The organism is Gemmobacter nanjingensis (assembly GCF_014652195.1).
Taxonomy (GTDB): Bacteria; Pseudomonadota; Alphaproteobacteria; order Rhodobacterales; family Rhodobacteraceae; genus Gemmobacter; species Gemmobacter caeni.
This window is the reverse complement of the sequence record NZ_BMYI01000013.1, coordinates 96,933-111,618: the sequence shown is the minus strand read 5'-3', so window position 1 is coordinate 111,618 and position 14,686 is coordinate 96,933. Positions and strand designations below refer to the sequence as shown.

The window sequence follows — 14,686 nt, the reverse complement described above, 5'->3', positions numbered from 1 at the left end:
TCAGGCGGGGAAACGAAACTCTGTCGGGAGATACATCACGGAATGTGATTGATCGTCTCGGCCCGCCAGCGCCGGTTGTCGAAGCTGAGGCAGGTCACAGATAAAGGGTCAATCCGGTGTCCCAATGCTTCGGAAGGCGCCTCGTCCAGCGCCAGTGCCAGCCGGGTCAGGATGACCCCCATATGCGCCACGATGACAAGATCGGGCATGGCCGCCGACATCAGGGCCTGCACCGCGCCGTCAATTCGCTGCGCGGCGGCGTTCCAGCTTTCACCGCCTGGGGGCGCGATATCGCCGGGATCCTCCCAATAGGCGCGGGACAGGTCCGGGTCGCGGGCCGAAACCTCATCAAACCGCAAGCCCTCCCATTCGCCGAAATGCAGCTCGCGCAGGTCGTCGCGGGCAGGCAGGCGGGGGCGGGACCCCGCCAGCGCATCTGCCGTGGCGCGGGCGCGCAGCAGGGTTGACGACACGACCGGCGCCGCCGCTGGCAGATAGGCGTCCAGCCGGGCAATGGCTGCGATATCCGACAGATCGGCGGGCACATCCCGCCAGCCGCAGAAGGCGCGCTCATGCGTCGGTCCGTGCCGGACCCACCAAAGCCGCTTCATGGCAGTTGTCCCTTCAGCACCACCGGCAGCCCGGCGATGACGGCAACGGCCAGACCGGCCGCCTCGGCGAGCCGCTGGTTCAGGCGCCCCTGTTCATCGCGAAAGCGCCGCGCCAGCGCGTTTTCCGGCACGATGGACCAGCCGACCTCGTTGCTGACAACGACGACCGGCGCCGCGCAGGCGGTCAGTGCGGCCAGCAACCGTGCGGCCTCTGCCGCCAGATCAGCCTCCGCCAGCATGCGGTTGCTCAGCCAGAGGGTCGCGCAATCGACGAGCACGACCGATCCTGCCGCCACCGCCGCCACCGCCTCGGGCAGATCATGCGGCGCCTCGACGGTGTGCCAGTCCGCGCCGCGGTCAAGGCGGTGCGTGGCGATGCGGTCGCGCATCTCGTCATCCCAGGCCTGCGCCGTGGCGATATAGGTGCGGGGAAGGCCGGTCTGCCGGACCAGCCGCTCCGCAAATCGTGACTTGCCGGAACGGGAACCGCCCAGCACGATCGAAAGTTGTGGCAGGGATAGTTGTTTTGTTTGTGATCCGATCACCGGCTTGCCTCGTATCCCTGGTATCCGGCGAAACCGATCACACCGGGCACCGACGGGGGAATGTCATGGCGCTTGACGGATATACACATCAACGCTTGTCCCGCCAAGCGATGCGGGCAGAGCTGTTGGACGCAGAGACAGAATCGCAGCTGGCACGGGCCTGGCGCGATGAACGCGATCAGGCCGCGCTGAACCGGCTCATCCACGCTTACATGAGGCTCGCGATTTCCATGGCGGCGAAGTTCCGTCGGTATGGTACGCCGATGAACGATCTGATCCAGACGGCATCGCTGGGCCTGATGAAGGCGGCCGACAAATTCGACCCGGATCGCGGCGTGCGCTTTTCAACCTATGCCGTGTGGTGGGTCAAAGCGGAATTGCAGGAGCATGTGATGCGCGACTGGTCGCTGGTGCGCACCGGCTCCACCTCGGGGCAGAAGACGCTGTTCTTCAATCTTGCGCGCGTGCGGTCGCGGCTGGACCGCGAACTGGGGCAGCCCGGCCCCGTCGCGCTGCGTGCGGCGGTGGCGGCAGAACTTGGCGTCTCGCTCGGCGATGTGGAGATGATGGAGGCCCGCCTGTCGGGGGGCGATTTCTCGCTGAATGCCGTGCAGGCGGGCGAGGGCGAGGGCCGCGAATGGGTGGACCTGCTGGAAGATGATGCGCCCCGTCCTGCTGAAACCGTTGAAGCGGCCCATGATCTTGAAATCCTGCGCGGCTGGCTGTCGGATGCGCTGAATGGCCTGTCCCCGCGCGAGCGGCTGATCGTGACAGAACGGCAATTGCGCGCACCGGGGCGCACACTGGAAAGCCTGGGGCAGGAACTTGGCCTGTCGAAAGAACGTGTGCGCCAGATCGAGGCAGCGGCCCATGGCAAGCTGCGGGTCGCGCTGGAAACCGGGGCGCCGGGGATTGCTGATCTGCTTTAGGGTTTGGCGCGGGCAATCAGGGCCAGAACCTCTGGCCCCAGCGTCGCGACGATCTTGCCCACTCCTTCGGCATTAGGGTGAATCCCGTCCCCCTGCATCAGCCCGCGCAGTGCCGCCGGATCATGGCTGCCCAGCCCGGCCATGAAATCCGGCACCAGAAGCGTGTCGTATTTCGCCGCCAGATCAGGATAGATCGCATCGAATTCGGCCTTCCATTCGGGGCCGAAATTCGCAGGGCCCGGCAAGCCGATCAGAAGGACGGGCAGATTGCGCGCCTGCGCTTTGGCAAGAATCGCGTCCAGATTCGCCCGTGTCGTCGCCGGGTCCAGACCGCGCAGCAGATCATTTCCCCCCAGCGTCACGATCAGCGCATCAGTTTCCGGCGTCAGCGACCAGTCGAGCCGCGCCAGCCCGCCCGCCGTCGTATCGCCCGACACGCCCGCGTTCACCACCACCGCATCGCTGCCCTGTGCCCTGAGCCAGCCCTGCAATTGCGGCACCAGCCCCTCGCCCTCCGGCAGGCCATAGCCTGCGGTCAGGCTGTCCCCCAGCGCAACCACGGTCACAGGTTCGGCACCTGCGGGCAGAACCGTCATCGCAACTATCGGCAAGGCTTTGCAAAATCGCGCCACCGTCCCATATCCAACCGAGGCAGACAGGCAAGAGGCGAAGCGGATGACGGTCAGCGGCATGGGCGATCCCATTCTGGTGTTGCAAGGGGCGGGTCTTACCCTGAACGGAAATGCGGGCGCGGTCGAGATTCTCAAGGGCATCTCACTGACGGTTGATCGGGGTGAGACGCTGGGTCTGATCGGCCCCTCCGGCTCGGGAAAATCCTCGCTTCTGATGCTGATGGGGGGGCTGGAGCGCGCAACGCAAGGGCAGGTCAGTGCGCTGGGGCAGGATCTGGGCGCGATGGACGAAGACGCGCTGGCGCGCTTTCGCCGGGGTAACATGGGTGTGGTGTTCCAGAGCTTTCACCTGATCCCGACCATGACCGCGCTGGAAAACGTGGCCGTGCCGCTGGAGCTTGCCGGCGCCCGTGACGCTTTTGACCGGGCGGAGGCCGAGCTGCGCGCCGTGGGCCTTGGCCACCGGCTGGATCACTACCCGGCCCAGATGTCGGGGGGCGAGCAGCAGCGCGTGGCGCTGGCGCGCGCTGCTGCACCGCGTCCGGCAATCCTGCTGGCAGATGAGCCGACCGGCAATCTGGACGGGGTGAATGGCGCCGCCATCATGGACATGCTGTTCGGCCTGCGCGACCGCCATGGCGCTACGCTGGTTCTGGTGACCCATGCGCCGGAGCTGGCCGCGCGCTGTGACCGGGTGGTGCGGCTGGTGGATGGTAAAGTCGCGGATGGGCAGGTGGCGGCATGAGCTGGCCTCTGGCGATCCGGCTGGCGCGGCGTGAATTGCGCGGCGGCATCCGGGGCTTCCGCATCTTCCTCGCCTGTATCGCGCTGGGTGTCGCCGCCATCGCGGCAGTGGGCGAGTTGCGCGGCGCCATCCATGCCGGACTGGACGCGCAGGGCGCGGTTCTGCTGGGCGGCGATGCGCAGATGGAATTTACCTATCGCTACGCTGATGAAGACGAACGCGCCTTCATGGCCGGGGCGGCCGACCGGGTGTCCGAGGTGGTGGATTTCCGTTCCATGCTGGTCGCGGGCGAGGAGCGCGGGCTGACGCAGATCACGGCAGTGGACGATCTTTACCCGCTGAAAGGTGAGGTTCTGCTGGACCCGCCGATGCCGCTGGCAGAGGCGCTGACCCCGCGTGATGGTTTGCCCGGCGCGGTGATCGACCCGGTTCTGATGGACCGGCTGGGCCTTGCACCCGGCGCCACCGTCAAACTGGGTACACAGGCCTTTCGCGTTGCGGCGGCCCTGATCCGTCAGCCCGACAGCGCAACGGGAGGCTTTGGTCTTGGCCCGCCAACGCTGGTGCGCAGCGCCGATCTTGCAAATTCGGGCCTGCTGGTGCCCGGTGCGCTGTTCGAAACGAAATACCGGCTGGACCTGCCGCCGGGCACCGATCTGGATGCTGTGCAGGCGGCGGCCGAGTCGCGGTTCACCGACAAGGGCTTGCGCTGGCGGGACAGTCGGCGCGCCGCGCCGGGGGTGGAGCGTTTCGTGGATCGCATCGGCGCCTTTCTCGTACTGGTGGGGCTGGCCGGGCTGGCCGTAGGCGGCGTTGGTGTTTCCGCTGCTGTGCGAGCCTGGGCCGAGGAAAAGGTGCCGGTCATCGCCACGCTGAAGACGCTGGGCGCTGAAAGCGGGCTGATCTTCCGGCTGTTTCTGGTGCAGGCAGGCGTATTGGCGGTGGTGGGGGTGGTCATCGGGCTGGCGCTGGGTGCGCTGGTGCCGGTGCTGGCCGGGCCGCTGATCGCAGGTGCTCTGCCGTTTCCGGTGGAATTTGCCGTCTATCCCGGCCCCTTGGTCGAGGCGGCCTTCTATGGCCTGATCACCGCGCTTCTGTTCACGCTCTGGCCACTGGCGCAGGTGGAACATGTGCGCGCGGCGGCGCTGTATCGCGGGGCCGGCCGGGGGGGCTGGCCTGCACCGGGCCGCATTCTGACCATTGTGGCGCTGGCGGCCGTGCTGATCGGAGCGGCGGTCTGGTTGTCCGGCATGTGGGGCCTCGCGCTGGGCACGGCGGGCGGCGTGGCGATGGCGCTGGGCGTGCTGGCGCTGGCGGGGCTGGCGCTGCGGCGCCTTGCGCGTGGGCTTGCGCGACGGATGCGGGGCCGCGTGGCCCTGCGCGCGGCGCTGGGCGCCATCGCCGCCCCGCGCGGCGAGGCGCTGCCGGTGGTGTTGTCGCTGGGCCTTGGCCTTTCGGTGCTGGCCGCCGTCGGGCAGATCGACGCAAATCTGCGCGCCGCCATCGACCGCGATCTGCCGACCCGCGCGCCGGCTTATTTCTTCGTGGACATCCAGCCCGACCAGATCGGCCCGTTTCTTGATCGTGTGAACAGCGATCCGGCCATCAGCCGCGTTGAAAGCGCGCCGATGCTGCGGGGCGTGATCACCCAGATCAACGGCCGTCCGGCCAAGGAGGTCGCGGGTGATCACTGGGTGGTGCGCGGTGACCGTGGGCTGACCTATGCCGAAACCCCGCCCGAGGGCACCAAGGTCGTTGCGGGTGAGTGGTGGCCCAAGGGCTATGACGGTCCGCCGCAGATCAGCTTTTCGGCCGAGGAGGCCGCCGAGATCGGACTGAAACTGGGCGACAGCATCACCGTCAACGTGCTGGGCCGCGATATCACCGCCACCGTCACCAGCCTGCGCGCGGTGGATTTCGCCACCGGAGGCATGGGGTTTGTGATGACGATGAACCCCGGCGCGCTGGCGGGGGCGCCGCATACCCATATTGCCACGATCTACACCCCGCCGCAGGACGAGGCGCGCATCCTGCGCGATCTGGCGGGCACATGGCCGAATATCACCGCGATCCGGGTGCGGGATGCCATCGCCCGTGTCACCGAGGCGCTGGATGCCATCGCCACTGCCACTGCATGGGCGGCGGCGGCGGTGCTGGCCACCGGCTTTGTCGTGCTGATCGGTGCGGCGGCGGCAGGCGAACGCGCGCGGGTTTACGAGGCGGCGGTGCTCAAGGTGCTGGGCGCCACGCGCGGGCGCATCCTTCTCAGCTTTGCTTTGCGCGCCGGGCTGACCGGGGCGGCGGCGGGTCTGGTCGCCATCTTCGCGGGCGGTGTCGCGGGCTGGGCGGTGATGCGCTTCGTGATGGATGCGCCCTTCGCCTTCGAGCCGTGGTCGGCGCTGGCCATCGTGGCCGGGGGCGTGGGCCTGACGTTGCTCGCGGGGCTTGCCTTTGCGCTGCGGCCCCTGGGCGTGCGACCCGCACGGGTGCTGAGGACCGGAGACTGAGCCGCGCGAGGCTGATATAAATCGAACACAGGCGGCAGGTCAGGGCCTTCCGTCAGCCAGTATGAGGACCAGATGACTGTCAAATTCGGACTTTTGGGCGCAGGTCGCATCGGCAAGGTCCATGCGAAGGCCGTGACCGGCGATCCGCAGGCGCGGCTTGTTGCCGTGGCTGATGCGATGCCCGGGGCGGCGCAGGCTATTGCGGATCAATACGGCTGTGAGGTGCGCGGCATCGACGCCATCGAACAAGCCGGGGATATCGACGCGGTGGTGATCTGCACCCCCACCGACACCCATGCCGATCTGATCGAGCGCTTTGTGAAAGCCGGGAAGGCAGTGTTCTGCGAAAAACCCGTCGATCTGAGCCTCGGGCGCGTGAAACAATGCCTTGAGGTGGTGCGTCAGCATAACGGCCGACTGATGGTTGGCTTCAACCGTCGTTTCGATCCCCATTTCCGCGCTGTCCGGGCGCAGATCGACGCGGGCGCGATTGGCGCGGTTGAAATGGTGGTGATCACCAGCCGCGACCCCGGCGCCCCGCCTGTCGATTATATCAAACGCTCGGGCGGCATCTTCCGTGACATGACAATCCATGATTTCGACATGGCGCGTTTCCTTCTGGGAGAGGAGGTGACCGAGGTCGCGGCCTCCGCCGCCGTGCTGGTCGATCCGGCGATCGGCGCGGCAGGGGATTATGATTCGGTGCAGGTGCTGCTGAAAACCGCAAGCGGCAGGCAGGCGATGATCTCCAACTCGCGCCGTGCGACCTATGGCTATGACCAACGGATCGAGGTGCATGGCTCGGACGGCATGGTTTCAGCCGAAAACCAGCGGCCGGTTTCCATCGAACTGGCGAATGGCCGGGGTTATATCCGCCCGCCGCTGCATGATTTCTTCATGACCCGCTATACCGAGGCCTATGCAGCGGAAATTGCGGCCTTCATCCAGGCTCTGGCCAGCGGCACGGCAGCGGTGCCCACCGGCGAGGATGGGTTGATCGCGCTGGCGCTGGCCGATGCGGCGCTGAAATCGGTGGCCGAGAAACGCACCGTTCTGGTCAGCGAAGTGATCTGATCCGGCAGGGGTGGGGGCTATTCGGTCAACAGCCAGTAGCCGCTCACCCCTTCGCCGAGGTTGCGCAGGGTCACGGTGACAAACCCGCTTTCGGGCAGGCTGACCGCACATGTGGCGGATATGCCGCTTTGCAGGCACAGCGGCCCCGCCTCTGTGCCGATCTCCAGCAACAGGCGACTGTCACCGTCGCCGATCACCCCGATCTCGGTCGGGGTGCCGCCATCCAGCGGCAGGCGATAGCTGTGCACCTCGCCCGTCCGCAGCATGGCCGCGCTTTGTCGCAGCGTGACCTTGGGGAGCAGGTCCGCCATCGCGGCGGTTTCCTGCAACAGGATGGCCAGTGTTTCGTCCGCCTCGACCGCGACACGGGCGAGTTCCATCAGTGCGGCCGGGTCGCGCGGCGCCGGGCGGCTGTCAGTGCCGCCATCCTTGCCGCCCGTGGCCTCCGGCTTGCGATCAACCACCTGCATCTCGACCCCCGCGGCCAGCCGCGCTGCCGCGATCTGGCTGAGGCCATCCTGCGCCGCCTCGCCCAGATCGAACAGCCGGTAAGCGGTCACCATCTGGGCCACCGCATCGGCGGCGGCGGGTGTGGCCAGAAGGCTCAGCAGGGCAGGGGCAAGGAACAGGCGCATCGGAACCTCGGGAAAGCGACCTGCGCGACACTGCCAGCAAGCCCCGGCGAAGAAAAGCCCGAAGCGGCGCTTCGCTGATCCGGGCTTTCGCACCGCCGCCGGGCCGGTTATTTGTGCATACAAAATGAAAGGGAGCCCGCAATGCGTGACATCTTTGCCCGGCTGATGGGATTCGACACCACAAGCGCCAAGCCGAATATCGCGCTGATGCATTATGTGCGCGATCTGCTGGCCGGCGCGGGGATCGAGGCGGTGCTGATCCCTGACGCGGGCGGCGGCAAGGCCAATCTGTTCGCCTCGGTCGGGCCAGAGGGCATGGGCGGCGTGATGCTTTCAGGCCATACCGATGTGGTGCCGGTGGAAGGGCAGGCCTGGACCAAACCGCCTTTTCACCTGACCGAGGAGGACGGCCGTTTCTACGGTCGGGGCGCGGCGGACATGAAGGGCTTCTGCGCGCTGGCCATCGAGGCGATGCTGAAGGCCGCGACCCGCCCGCTGAAGGTGCCGCTGCATCTGGCGCTGTCTTACGACGAGGAAATCGGCTGCATGGGCGTGCGGTCTATGGTCGAGATGCTGGCCCAGGCGCCGGTCAAGCCGCGCTTCTGTATCGTGGGCGAACCGACGGCGATGCAGGTGGCCACCGGCCACAAGGGCAAGGTGGCATTGCGCGCGACCTGCACGGGGCGCGAGGGGCATTCGGCGCTGGCACCGCTGGCGCTGAATGCCCTGCATCTGGCGGCAGATTTTCTGGGTGAGGTGCGCGCACTTCAGGCCCGCGTTGCGGCCAGCGGGTTGCGCGACGGTGACTATGACGTGCCTTATACCACGATCCATGTCGGCAAGATGCAGGGCGGCGTGCAGGTCAATATCGTGCCCAACCGGGCCACGCTGGATTTCGAAATCCGCAGCCTTGCGGGCGACGACCCCGAAACCCTGATCGTCGAATTGCGCGCAGGCGCCGAACGTATCGTGGCTCCTTTGCGCGCCGAATTTCCCGAAGCTGCGATAACGGTGGAGCGGCTGTGGGATTATCCGGGCCTTGGCACGCCCTCCGATGCGGAGGTGGTGAATTTCGTCAAGGGCCTGACCGGGGCAAACGGCACGATCAAGGTGGCCTTCGGCACAGAAGGCGGGCTGTTCTCGCGCGATGTGGCGGTGCCGACAGTGATCTGCGGCCCCGGCTCGATGGCGCAGGGCCACAAGCCCGACGAGTTCGTTACGGTGGAACAGATGGAACGTGGGCAAGCGATGCTGGAGGCGCTGCTGATGAGGCTGGAAACGGGTTTCTGACCCCCGTTGCGCCGTGCCCCGCGCAGCCCTAGTGTCGCGCCCATGGCCATTACGCTTTCTTCCCTGACCGATCTGGCGGCGCTCGGGTTCGATACGATCATCGACGTGCGCTCGCCTGCCGAATGGGCCGAGGATCACATCCCCGGCGCCATCAGCCTGCCGGTGCTGAGCAATGCCGAGCGCGCCATCGTCGGCACGATCTACAAGCAGGAAAGCCCGTTCAGGGCGCGCAAGATCGGCGGCGCGCTGGTGGCGCGCAATGCCGCGGCGCATCTGGAAGGCCCGCTGGCCGACAAGGCTGGCGGCTGGCGTCCGCTGGTCTATTGCTGGCGCGGCGGCATGCGGTCAGGCTCTTTCGCCACCATCCTCAAAAGCGTGGGCTGGCGGGCGGATGTGGTGGAGGGCGGCTATCGCAGCTGGCGGCGGCTGGTGGTGGAACAGGTCTATGACCGCCCGGTCGCCAGCCCGGTGGTGCTGCTCGACGGCAATACCGGGTCTGCCAAGACCGAGCTTCTGGCGCTGCTGAAGGCGCGGGGCGCGCAGGTGATCGACCTTGAAGGGCTGGCGCGGCATCGCGGCTCGCTGTTCGGCGCCATGCCGGGCGGGCAGCCTTCGCAGAAGGCTTTCGAGGGCGCGCTGGCGCTGGAACTCGCGCGGCTCGACCCTGCGCGCCCGGTGCTGGTGGAGGCCGAAAGCGCCAAAGTCGGTCAATGCCGCCTGCCACCGCGCCTGTGGCGTGCCATGGTGGCAGCCCCCCGGATCGAGATCGCGGCACCGCGCGCCGAACGCGCCGCCTATCTGGCCCGCGCCTATGCCGACCTGAGCGCCGATCCCGCGCGGCTGTCCGCCACGCTGGCGCTGCTGCGGCCGCTGCACGCGGCCGAGCGCGTTGAAAGCTGGCAGGAACTGGCCGCGACGGGCGCGCATGAGGCGCTGGCCCACAGCCTGATGGCGCATCATTACGATCCGCGCTATGCCAAGCACCGCGCCCGAATGGAGGTGCCGCGCCAGGTGGTGGAGGCGGAAAGCCTCCGCCCCGGGGCGCTGCCCGTTCTGGCCGGGGCGATCCTCGCCCGGCTGGGCACCTTCTGACCCCCACCCCGTCAGGTTTGCAATGCAACCTGTCGCATTTCCGCTCGCCATTGCCTGCCGCCGTGGCATGCTGGCGCGAACAGGGAGACGCAGATGACACCGATGACTTTGCTCCGTATGCGGGCGGCCGACTGATGTTCCTTTCGGTTTTCGACATGTTCAAGGTCGGCATCGGGCCGTCCTCCTCGCATACGATGGGGCCGATGGTCGCTGCCGCGCGGTTCTTGCAAACCCTGCGTGACAGCCCGTTCCATGCCCATGGGCTGCGCGCCTCGCTGCATGGCTCGCTGGCCTTCACCGGCGTCGGTCACGCGACCGACCGTGCCACCATTCTTGGCCTCGCCGGGTTTGAACCCGCCAGCTACGACCATGACAAGGCCGAGGCCACGCTGGCCGCAATCCATGAGACGCGGACCATCTCGCCTCCCGGTCTTGGCACGCTGGTCTTTGACCCGAAAACCGACATGGTGTTTGACTACGGCCCCTCGCTGCCCGGCCATGCCAATGGTATGATCCTGCGCGCGACCGATGCGCAGGGCGATGTGATCCTTGAGGAAACCTATTATTCCATCGGCGGCGGCTTCGTGCTGACCGCTGCGGAACTGACGGCGGGCGAGGCGGCAAAACCGAAGGCAAGCTGCCCTTACCCGTTCGAAAGTGCCGCGCAGATGCTGGAAATGGCGCGCGAGTCGGGCCTCAGCATCGCGCAGATGAAGATGAAGAACGAACTTTGCTTCCGCAGCGAGGCCGAGATCAGGGCTGGCATCGCCCGGCTGTGGGAGGTGATGAACAACTGCATCACCCGCGGCATGGCGGGCGAGGGCATCCTGCCCGGCGGTCTGAAGGTGCGCCGCCGGGCCAAGGGGATCCATGAGGCGCTGGAGGCCGAACGCGGTCTGAACATGACCGCGCCGCATACGATCAACGACTGGATGTCGCTTTATGCCATGGCGGTGAACGAGGAAAACGCCGCTGGTGGTCAGGTGGTGACCGCGCCGACCAACGGGGCGGCCGGCGTGCTGCCCGCCGTGTTGCGCTATTACCTTGACCATGTGCCGGGGGCGACCACGTCGAAGATCCCTGATTTCCTGCTGACGGCTTCGGCCATCGGGGGCTTGTGCAAGCATAATGCCAGCATCTCGGGGGCCGAATGCGGCTGTCAGGCCGAGGTCGGCAGTGCCGCGGCCATGGCGGCGGCGGGGCTTTGCGCCGTGATGGGCGGAACGCCGGAACAGGTGGAAAACGCTGCTGAAATTGCGCTGGAGCATCACCTCGGCATGACCTGCGACCCGGTGAAGGGGCTGGTGCAGGTGCCTTGCATCGAACGGAACGGGCTGGGCGCGATCAAGGCGGTTTCTGCCGCGAGCCTGTCCCTGCGCGGCGATGGCCAGCATCTTGTCAGCCTTGACGTCTGTATCGAGACCATGCGCCAGACCGGCCATGACATGCACGAGAAATACAAGGAAACCTCGCTGGGCGGTCTGGCCGTCAACGTGCCGAACTGCTGATCCCCGCACCGCTGCCGGGGCCGGGCGCAAATTTCTTGCGCAAGAAATTTGCAAATTCGTTTGGAACGAATTTGCCGCGCCTGACCCCTGCGGTGGTCGCTTCCGGCTTGGACCTGCCTGCCGGGCCGGGCTAGACAGGGACCATGACACAAGATCGTATCCTCCCCGGCGTTCTGCTGATGATCGCCTTCTGTGTGCTTGCGCCGCTTCTGGATGTGGCCTCGAAACTGGCGACCGCGACCATCCCGGTGGGGCAGGTGACGCTGGCCCGTTTCGTCGTGCAGGGGGCCCTGATGCTGCCCATCGCACTCGCCCTTGGCAGTGCCTGGCGGATGAGCGCACGGATGGCGGGGCTGGTCATGCTGCGCGCGCTGTTTCTGGTGCTCTCTACCTATTGCTTCATCGCGGCCATTGCGATCATGCCGATTGCCGATGCGCTGGCCATCGTCTTTGTGGAGCCGTTCATCCTGCTGTTCCTTGGCCGTTTGCTGTTCGGCGATGAGGTCGGGCCGCGCCGTATCGCGGCCTCGGTCGTGGGGTTTGGCGGCGCGCTGCTGGTGATCCAGCCTGCCTTCGCCACCTTCGGCGCGGTCACGCTTTATCCGCTGGGTACGGCGTTTCTGTTCGCCTTTTACATGCTGGTGACCAGGGCGATGTCGACGGGGATGCACCCGGTCGCGATGCAGCTTCATACCTCGCTGGCGGGGATCGTCCTGTGCCTGCCGGTGATCCTCTGGGCCGAGGGGACGGGCATCGCCGGCCTTGATCCGGTCTGGCCCGAGGGGCTGGCATGGCTCTGGCTCTTCGGGGTCGGCTTCTGGGCCGGGGTCAGCCATATGTGCATGACCTATGCGCTGAAATTCGCGCCTTCGGCTACGCTGGCGCCGCTGCACTATTTTGAAATCGTGGTGGCGGTGGCGCTGGGCTATCTGGTGTTCGGCGATTTCCCGAATGCGATGACCTGGGCGGGGATCGTGGTCATCACCGGATCGGGGCTTTATGTCATCTGGCGCGAGCGGCTGGGGGCCAAGGCCCGCGCCACCCGCAGCCTGACGGATGCGAGCTTCTAGGCGGGTTAGAGTGCCAATCCTGCGGACGCCAGCCTTGCAGGATCAGGCGCCGAGTTGCCCCAGCAGTTCCGCCGCCGCCTCGTCCGGGGTGCGGCGGCCTTCGGCGACCTGCGCACCCAGCGCGTGCAAAACGCCGCGCATCGGTTCGCGGGTCAGGCGGGCAAGGAGGCCCTGACGCACCTCTTCCTCGAACCAGTGGCGGGCCTGTGCGGCGCGGCGGCTGTCCCAATGGCCATGGTCGCGGCGCCATGCGGCCAGGGTCTGCATCTCCTCCCAGGCCTGCGCCAGCCCATTTTCCTCCAGCGCCGAAACGGTCAGCGCCTTGGGAAAGCCCTCGGGGTCCTGCGGGCGGCGGCGCAACAGGCGCAGGGCGCCTGCGTAATCGGCCTGCGTCCGCATCGCGGCGGGTTTCAGGTCGCCATCGGCCTTGTTCACGAGGATGAGGTCCGCCATTTCCATGATGCCGCGCTTGACGCCCTGCAATTCGTCGCCCCCCGCCGGGGCGAGCAGCAGAAGAAACAGGTCGCACATCTCGGCCACCATGGTTTCGGACTGTCCGACACCGACGGTTTCGATCAGCACCACGTCATAGCCCGCGGCCTCGCACAGGGCGACGGCCTCGCGGGTGCGGCGCGCGACGCCGCCAAGGTGGGTCTGGCTGGGGGAGGGGCGGATGAAGGCCATGGGATCGCGGCTCAGCCGTTCCATCCGGGTCTTGTCGCCAAGGATCGACCCGCCTGAGCGGGCAGAGGACGGATCGACCGCCAGAACCGCGACGCGCAAGCCTTGCGCGGTCAGGAAACAGCCGAAACTTTCGATGAAGGTCGATTTGCCGACGCCGGGCGTGCCCGACAGCCCGATGCGCAGCGCCTGCCGTCCGGCACGGGCGACCTCGGCCACCAGCGCGCGGGCCTGCGCGCGGTGATCCTCGCGCGCGCTTTCCACCAGTGTGATGGCACGGGCAAGGGCGCGGCGGTCGCCGGATTTCACGGCTTCGGCAAGAATTGTTACATCCATCGTCTGTTCCGGGCGTCTGAAGGCGATCAGGGGCGGTCGGGGCGCCGGTCTCGGCAAGGAGGGGCCGATCACGGGCTTGTCGGGATGTAATGCCCGTTTGATCCGATATATTCCAGTGCCGAAGGCGACGGATTGGCGGCGGCAGCCGCCCCGGCGCCGTGCGCAGGAATGGAGTGGTAGGGTGAAAGCAGGAATTTCGCGGGCGCTGTGCGCCGGGCTCATGGCCGCCGCTGTGATGGCGGCCCCGGCACGGGCTGAGCAGGCGCAGTTCGACTTCGTGTTGAAAGGCATTACCGCAGGCAGCCTGACCTGGAGCGGTGAGGGCCTGCCCGGTGGCGGCTATGCGGTGGCGGGGCGGTTGCAGACCACCGGCCTCGCGGCGCTGCTGAAGAAGGTGCGCTATGACGCGAAATCGCGTGGCCGCATCACCGCCAAGGGCAGCTATCAGCCGCAATCCTATACCGAGGATGCCGATACCGGACGGCGCCAGTCGCAGGTTGTGATGACCTGGGCCAGCGGTATCCCGACCATCAAGACCTACAACCCGCCGCGCACTCCGCGCCCCTATGACATCGACCCGGCGGCGCAGAAGGGGTCTGTCGATCCGCTGACGGCGATGTTCGCCACGCTGCGCGATGTGAAGGTGGGCGAGGAATGCCGCGTCAGCGTCAACATGTTTGACGGGCGCCGCGCCAGCCGGCTGAGCCTTTCGGCCCCGAAAGCCAATGGCGACAAGGTGACCTGCGCGGGCGAATACCGCCGTGTCGCCGGTTTCTCGCCGGAGGATATGGCAGAAAAGACCCGTTTCCCCTTTACCCTGACCTATGAACCGGCGGGTAACGGGATGATGCGGGTCGTGGAGGTGGCGACAGACACGCTTTACGGCAAGGCCCGTCTGGTGCGCCGCTGATCCCCCGTTCAGGGGAGGCGGCGGGATTTTCCGTCCCGCCGCCACTCCGAATCACGCTACCCTCGGGTCGTTGATGCCCGGATCGCATTTTGGGTCGGGCCAAAGTCATTTGACCAGACAG

Annotated in this window: 14 protein-coding genes; 9 read left to right on the top strand and 5 right to left on the bottom strand. The window is 66.9% G+C overall.

All coding sequences use genetic code 11. The features are described 5' to 3' along the window. Positions 1 to 35: 35 nt before the first annotated feature. Positions 36 to 611, bottom strand: coding sequence for a histidine phosphatase family protein (locus IE126_RS18310; protein ID WP_108129256.1), 576 nt, complete (start codon positions 609 to 611; stop codon positions 36 to 38). After that, positions 608 to 1,108, bottom strand: a complete 501-nt coding sequence (cobU, locus tag IE126_RS18305) for a bifunctional adenosylcobinamide kinase/adenosylcobinamide-phosphate guanylyltransferase (RefSeq protein WP_229825648.1) — start codon at positions 1,106 to 1,108, stop codon at positions 608 to 610. Before cobU ends, IE126_RS18310 begins: the two co-directional genes overlap by 4 nt. A gap of 113 nt (positions 1,109 to 1,221) precedes the next feature. Between cobU and IE126_RS18300 the strand changes: the two genes are divergently transcribed. Continuing rightward, complete coding sequence (locus tag IE126_RS18300) at positions 1,222 to 2,085, top strand: RNA polymerase factor sigma-32 (RefSeq protein ID WP_082400682.1); 864 nt, start codon at positions 1,222 to 1,224, stop codon at positions 2,083 to 2,085. On the opposite strand, the gene IE126_RS18295 is transcribed toward IE126_RS18300, so the two are convergent. Beyond that, entirely contained in the window at positions 2,082 to 2,681 is a 600-nt protein-coding gene (locus IE126_RS18295) for an arylesterase (RefSeq protein WP_189381818.1), read from the bottom strand. The genes IE126_RS18300 and IE126_RS18295 overlap by 4 nt on opposite strands. Before the next feature lie 94 nt (positions 2,682 to 2,775). On the opposite strand from IE126_RS18295, the gene IE126_RS18290 reads away from it, so the two are divergent. The 3 genes from IE126_RS18290 (at position 2,776) to iolG (ending at position 7,043) form a co-directional block, all read left to right on the top strand. Continuing rightward, positions 2,776 to 3,462 carry an ABC transporter ATP-binding protein gene (locus IE126_RS18290; protein WP_054301238.1) on the top strand — a complete coding sequence of 229 codons (687 nt, stop codon included), beginning with the start codon at positions 2,776 to 2,778 and terminating at the stop codon, positions 3,460 to 3,462. Continuing rightward, positions 3,459 to 5,969 (top strand): ABC transporter permease, encoded by a 2,511-nt coding sequence (locus tag IE126_RS18285; RefSeq protein ID WP_189381817.1) that lies wholly within the window; start codon positions 3,459 to 3,461, stop codon positions 5,967 to 5,969. The genes IE126_RS18290 and IE126_RS18285 overlap by 4 nt, the downstream gene beginning before the upstream one ends. Positions 5,970 to 6,041: 72 nt before the next feature. Next, positions 6,042 to 7,043: an inositol 2-dehydrogenase gene (iolG, locus tag IE126_RS18280; protein WP_189381816.1), complete on the top strand. Its 1,002-nt coding sequence runs from the start codon at positions 6,042 to 6,044 to the stop codon at positions 7,041 to 7,043. A gap of 17 nt (positions 7,044 to 7,060) precedes the next feature. On the opposite strand, the gene IE126_RS18275 is transcribed toward iolG, so the two are convergent. Beyond that, on the bottom strand, positions 7,061 to 7,678 hold the full coding sequence (locus IE126_RS18275) for a hypothetical protein (RefSeq protein ID WP_189381815.1): 618 nt from the start codon (positions 7,676 to 7,678) through the stop codon (positions 7,061 to 7,063). Positions 7,679 to 7,789: 111 nt separating this feature from the next. Between IE126_RS18275 and argE the strand changes: the two genes are divergently transcribed. The 4 genes from argE (at position 7,790) to IE126_RS18255 (ending at position 12,638) form a co-directional block, all read left to right on the top strand. Further along, on the top strand, positions 7,790 to 8,968 hold the full coding sequence (argE, locus tag IE126_RS18270; RefSeq protein ID WP_268245824.1) for an acetylornithine deacetylase: 1,179 nt from the start codon (positions 7,790 to 7,792) through the stop codon (positions 8,966 to 8,968). A gap of 42 nt (positions 8,969 to 9,010) precedes the next feature. Then, the gene (gene mnmH, locus IE126_RS18265) at positions 9,011 to 10,060 is read left to right on the top strand and encodes a tRNA 2-selenouridine(34) synthase MnmH (RefSeq protein ID WP_189381813.1); all 1,050 of its coding nucleotides are present in this window, start codon (positions 9,011 to 9,013) and stop codon (positions 10,058 to 10,060) included. Between the two features lie 134 nt (positions 10,061 to 10,194). Further along, positions 10,195 to 11,568 carry an L-serine ammonia-lyase gene (locus IE126_RS18260; RefSeq protein WP_189381812.1) on the top strand — a complete coding sequence of 458 codons (1,374 nt, stop codon included), beginning with the start codon at positions 10,195 to 10,197 and terminating at the stop codon, positions 11,566 to 11,568. Positions 11,569 to 11,711: 143 nt separating this feature from the next. Further along, positions 11,712 to 12,638, top strand: coding sequence for a DMT family transporter (locus IE126_RS18255; protein ID WP_229825647.1), 927 nt, complete (start codon positions 11,712 to 11,714; stop codon positions 12,636 to 12,638). Between the two features lie 42 nt (positions 12,639 to 12,680). Here the strand turns inward: IE126_RS18255 and meaB are convergent, their stop codons facing one another. Then, positions 12,681 to 13,655, bottom strand: a complete 975-nt coding sequence (gene meaB, locus IE126_RS18250) for a methylmalonyl Co-A mutase-associated GTPase MeaB (protein WP_189381811.1) — start codon at positions 13,653 to 13,655, stop codon at positions 12,681 to 12,683. 181 nt (positions 13,656 to 13,836) lie between these two features. Between meaB and IE126_RS18245 the strand changes: the two genes are divergently transcribed. After that, a complete protein-coding gene (locus tag IE126_RS18245) occupies positions 13,837 to 14,565 on the top strand; it encodes a DUF3108 domain-containing protein (protein WP_229825644.1) in 729 nt (242 codons plus the stop codon). The last annotated feature ends 121 nt before the right edge of the window (positions 14,566 to 14,686 follow it).

Coding starts and splice junctions, on each gene's coding strand:
- IE126_RS18310 (WP_108129256.1), bottom strand. CDS start 611: ATGAAGCGGCTTTGGTGGGTCCGGCACGGACCGACGCATGAGCGCGCC.
- IE126_RS18300 (WP_082400682.1), top strand. CDS start 1,222: ATGGCGCTTGACGGATATACACATCAACGCTTGTCCCGCCAAGCGATG.
- IE126_RS18295 (WP_189381818.1), bottom strand. CDS start 2,681: ATGACGGTTCTGCCCGCAGGTGCCGAACCTGTGACCGTGGTTGCGCTG.
- IE126_RS18290 (WP_054301238.1), top strand. CDS start 2,776: ATGGGCGATCCCATTCTGGTGTTGCAAGGGGCGGGTCTTACCCTGAAC.
- IE126_RS18285 (WP_189381817.1), top strand. CDS start 3,459: ATGAGCTGGCCTCTGGCGATCCGGCTGGCGCGGCGTGAATTGCGCGGC.
- iolG (WP_189381816.1), top strand. CDS start 6,042: ATGACTGTCAAATTCGGACTTTTGGGCGCAGGTCGCATCGGCAAGGTC.
- IE126_RS18275 (WP_189381815.1), bottom strand. CDS start 7,678: ATGCGCCTGTTCCTTGCCCCTGCCCTGCTGAGCCTTCTGGCCACACCC.
- mnmH (WP_189381813.1), top strand. CDS start 9,011: ATGGCCATTACGCTTTCTTCCCTGACCGATCTGGCGGCGCTCGGGTTC.
- IE126_RS18260 (WP_189381812.1), top strand. CDS start 10,195: ATGTTCCTTTCGGTTTTCGACATGTTCAAGGTCGGCATCGGGCCGTCC.
- IE126_RS18255 (WP_229825647.1), top strand. CDS start 11,712: ATGACACAAGATCGTATCCTCCCCGGCGTTCTGCTGATGATCGCCTTC.
- meaB (WP_189381811.1), bottom strand. CDS start 13,655: ATGGATGTAACAATTCTTGCCGAAGCCGTGAAATCCGGCGACCGCCGC.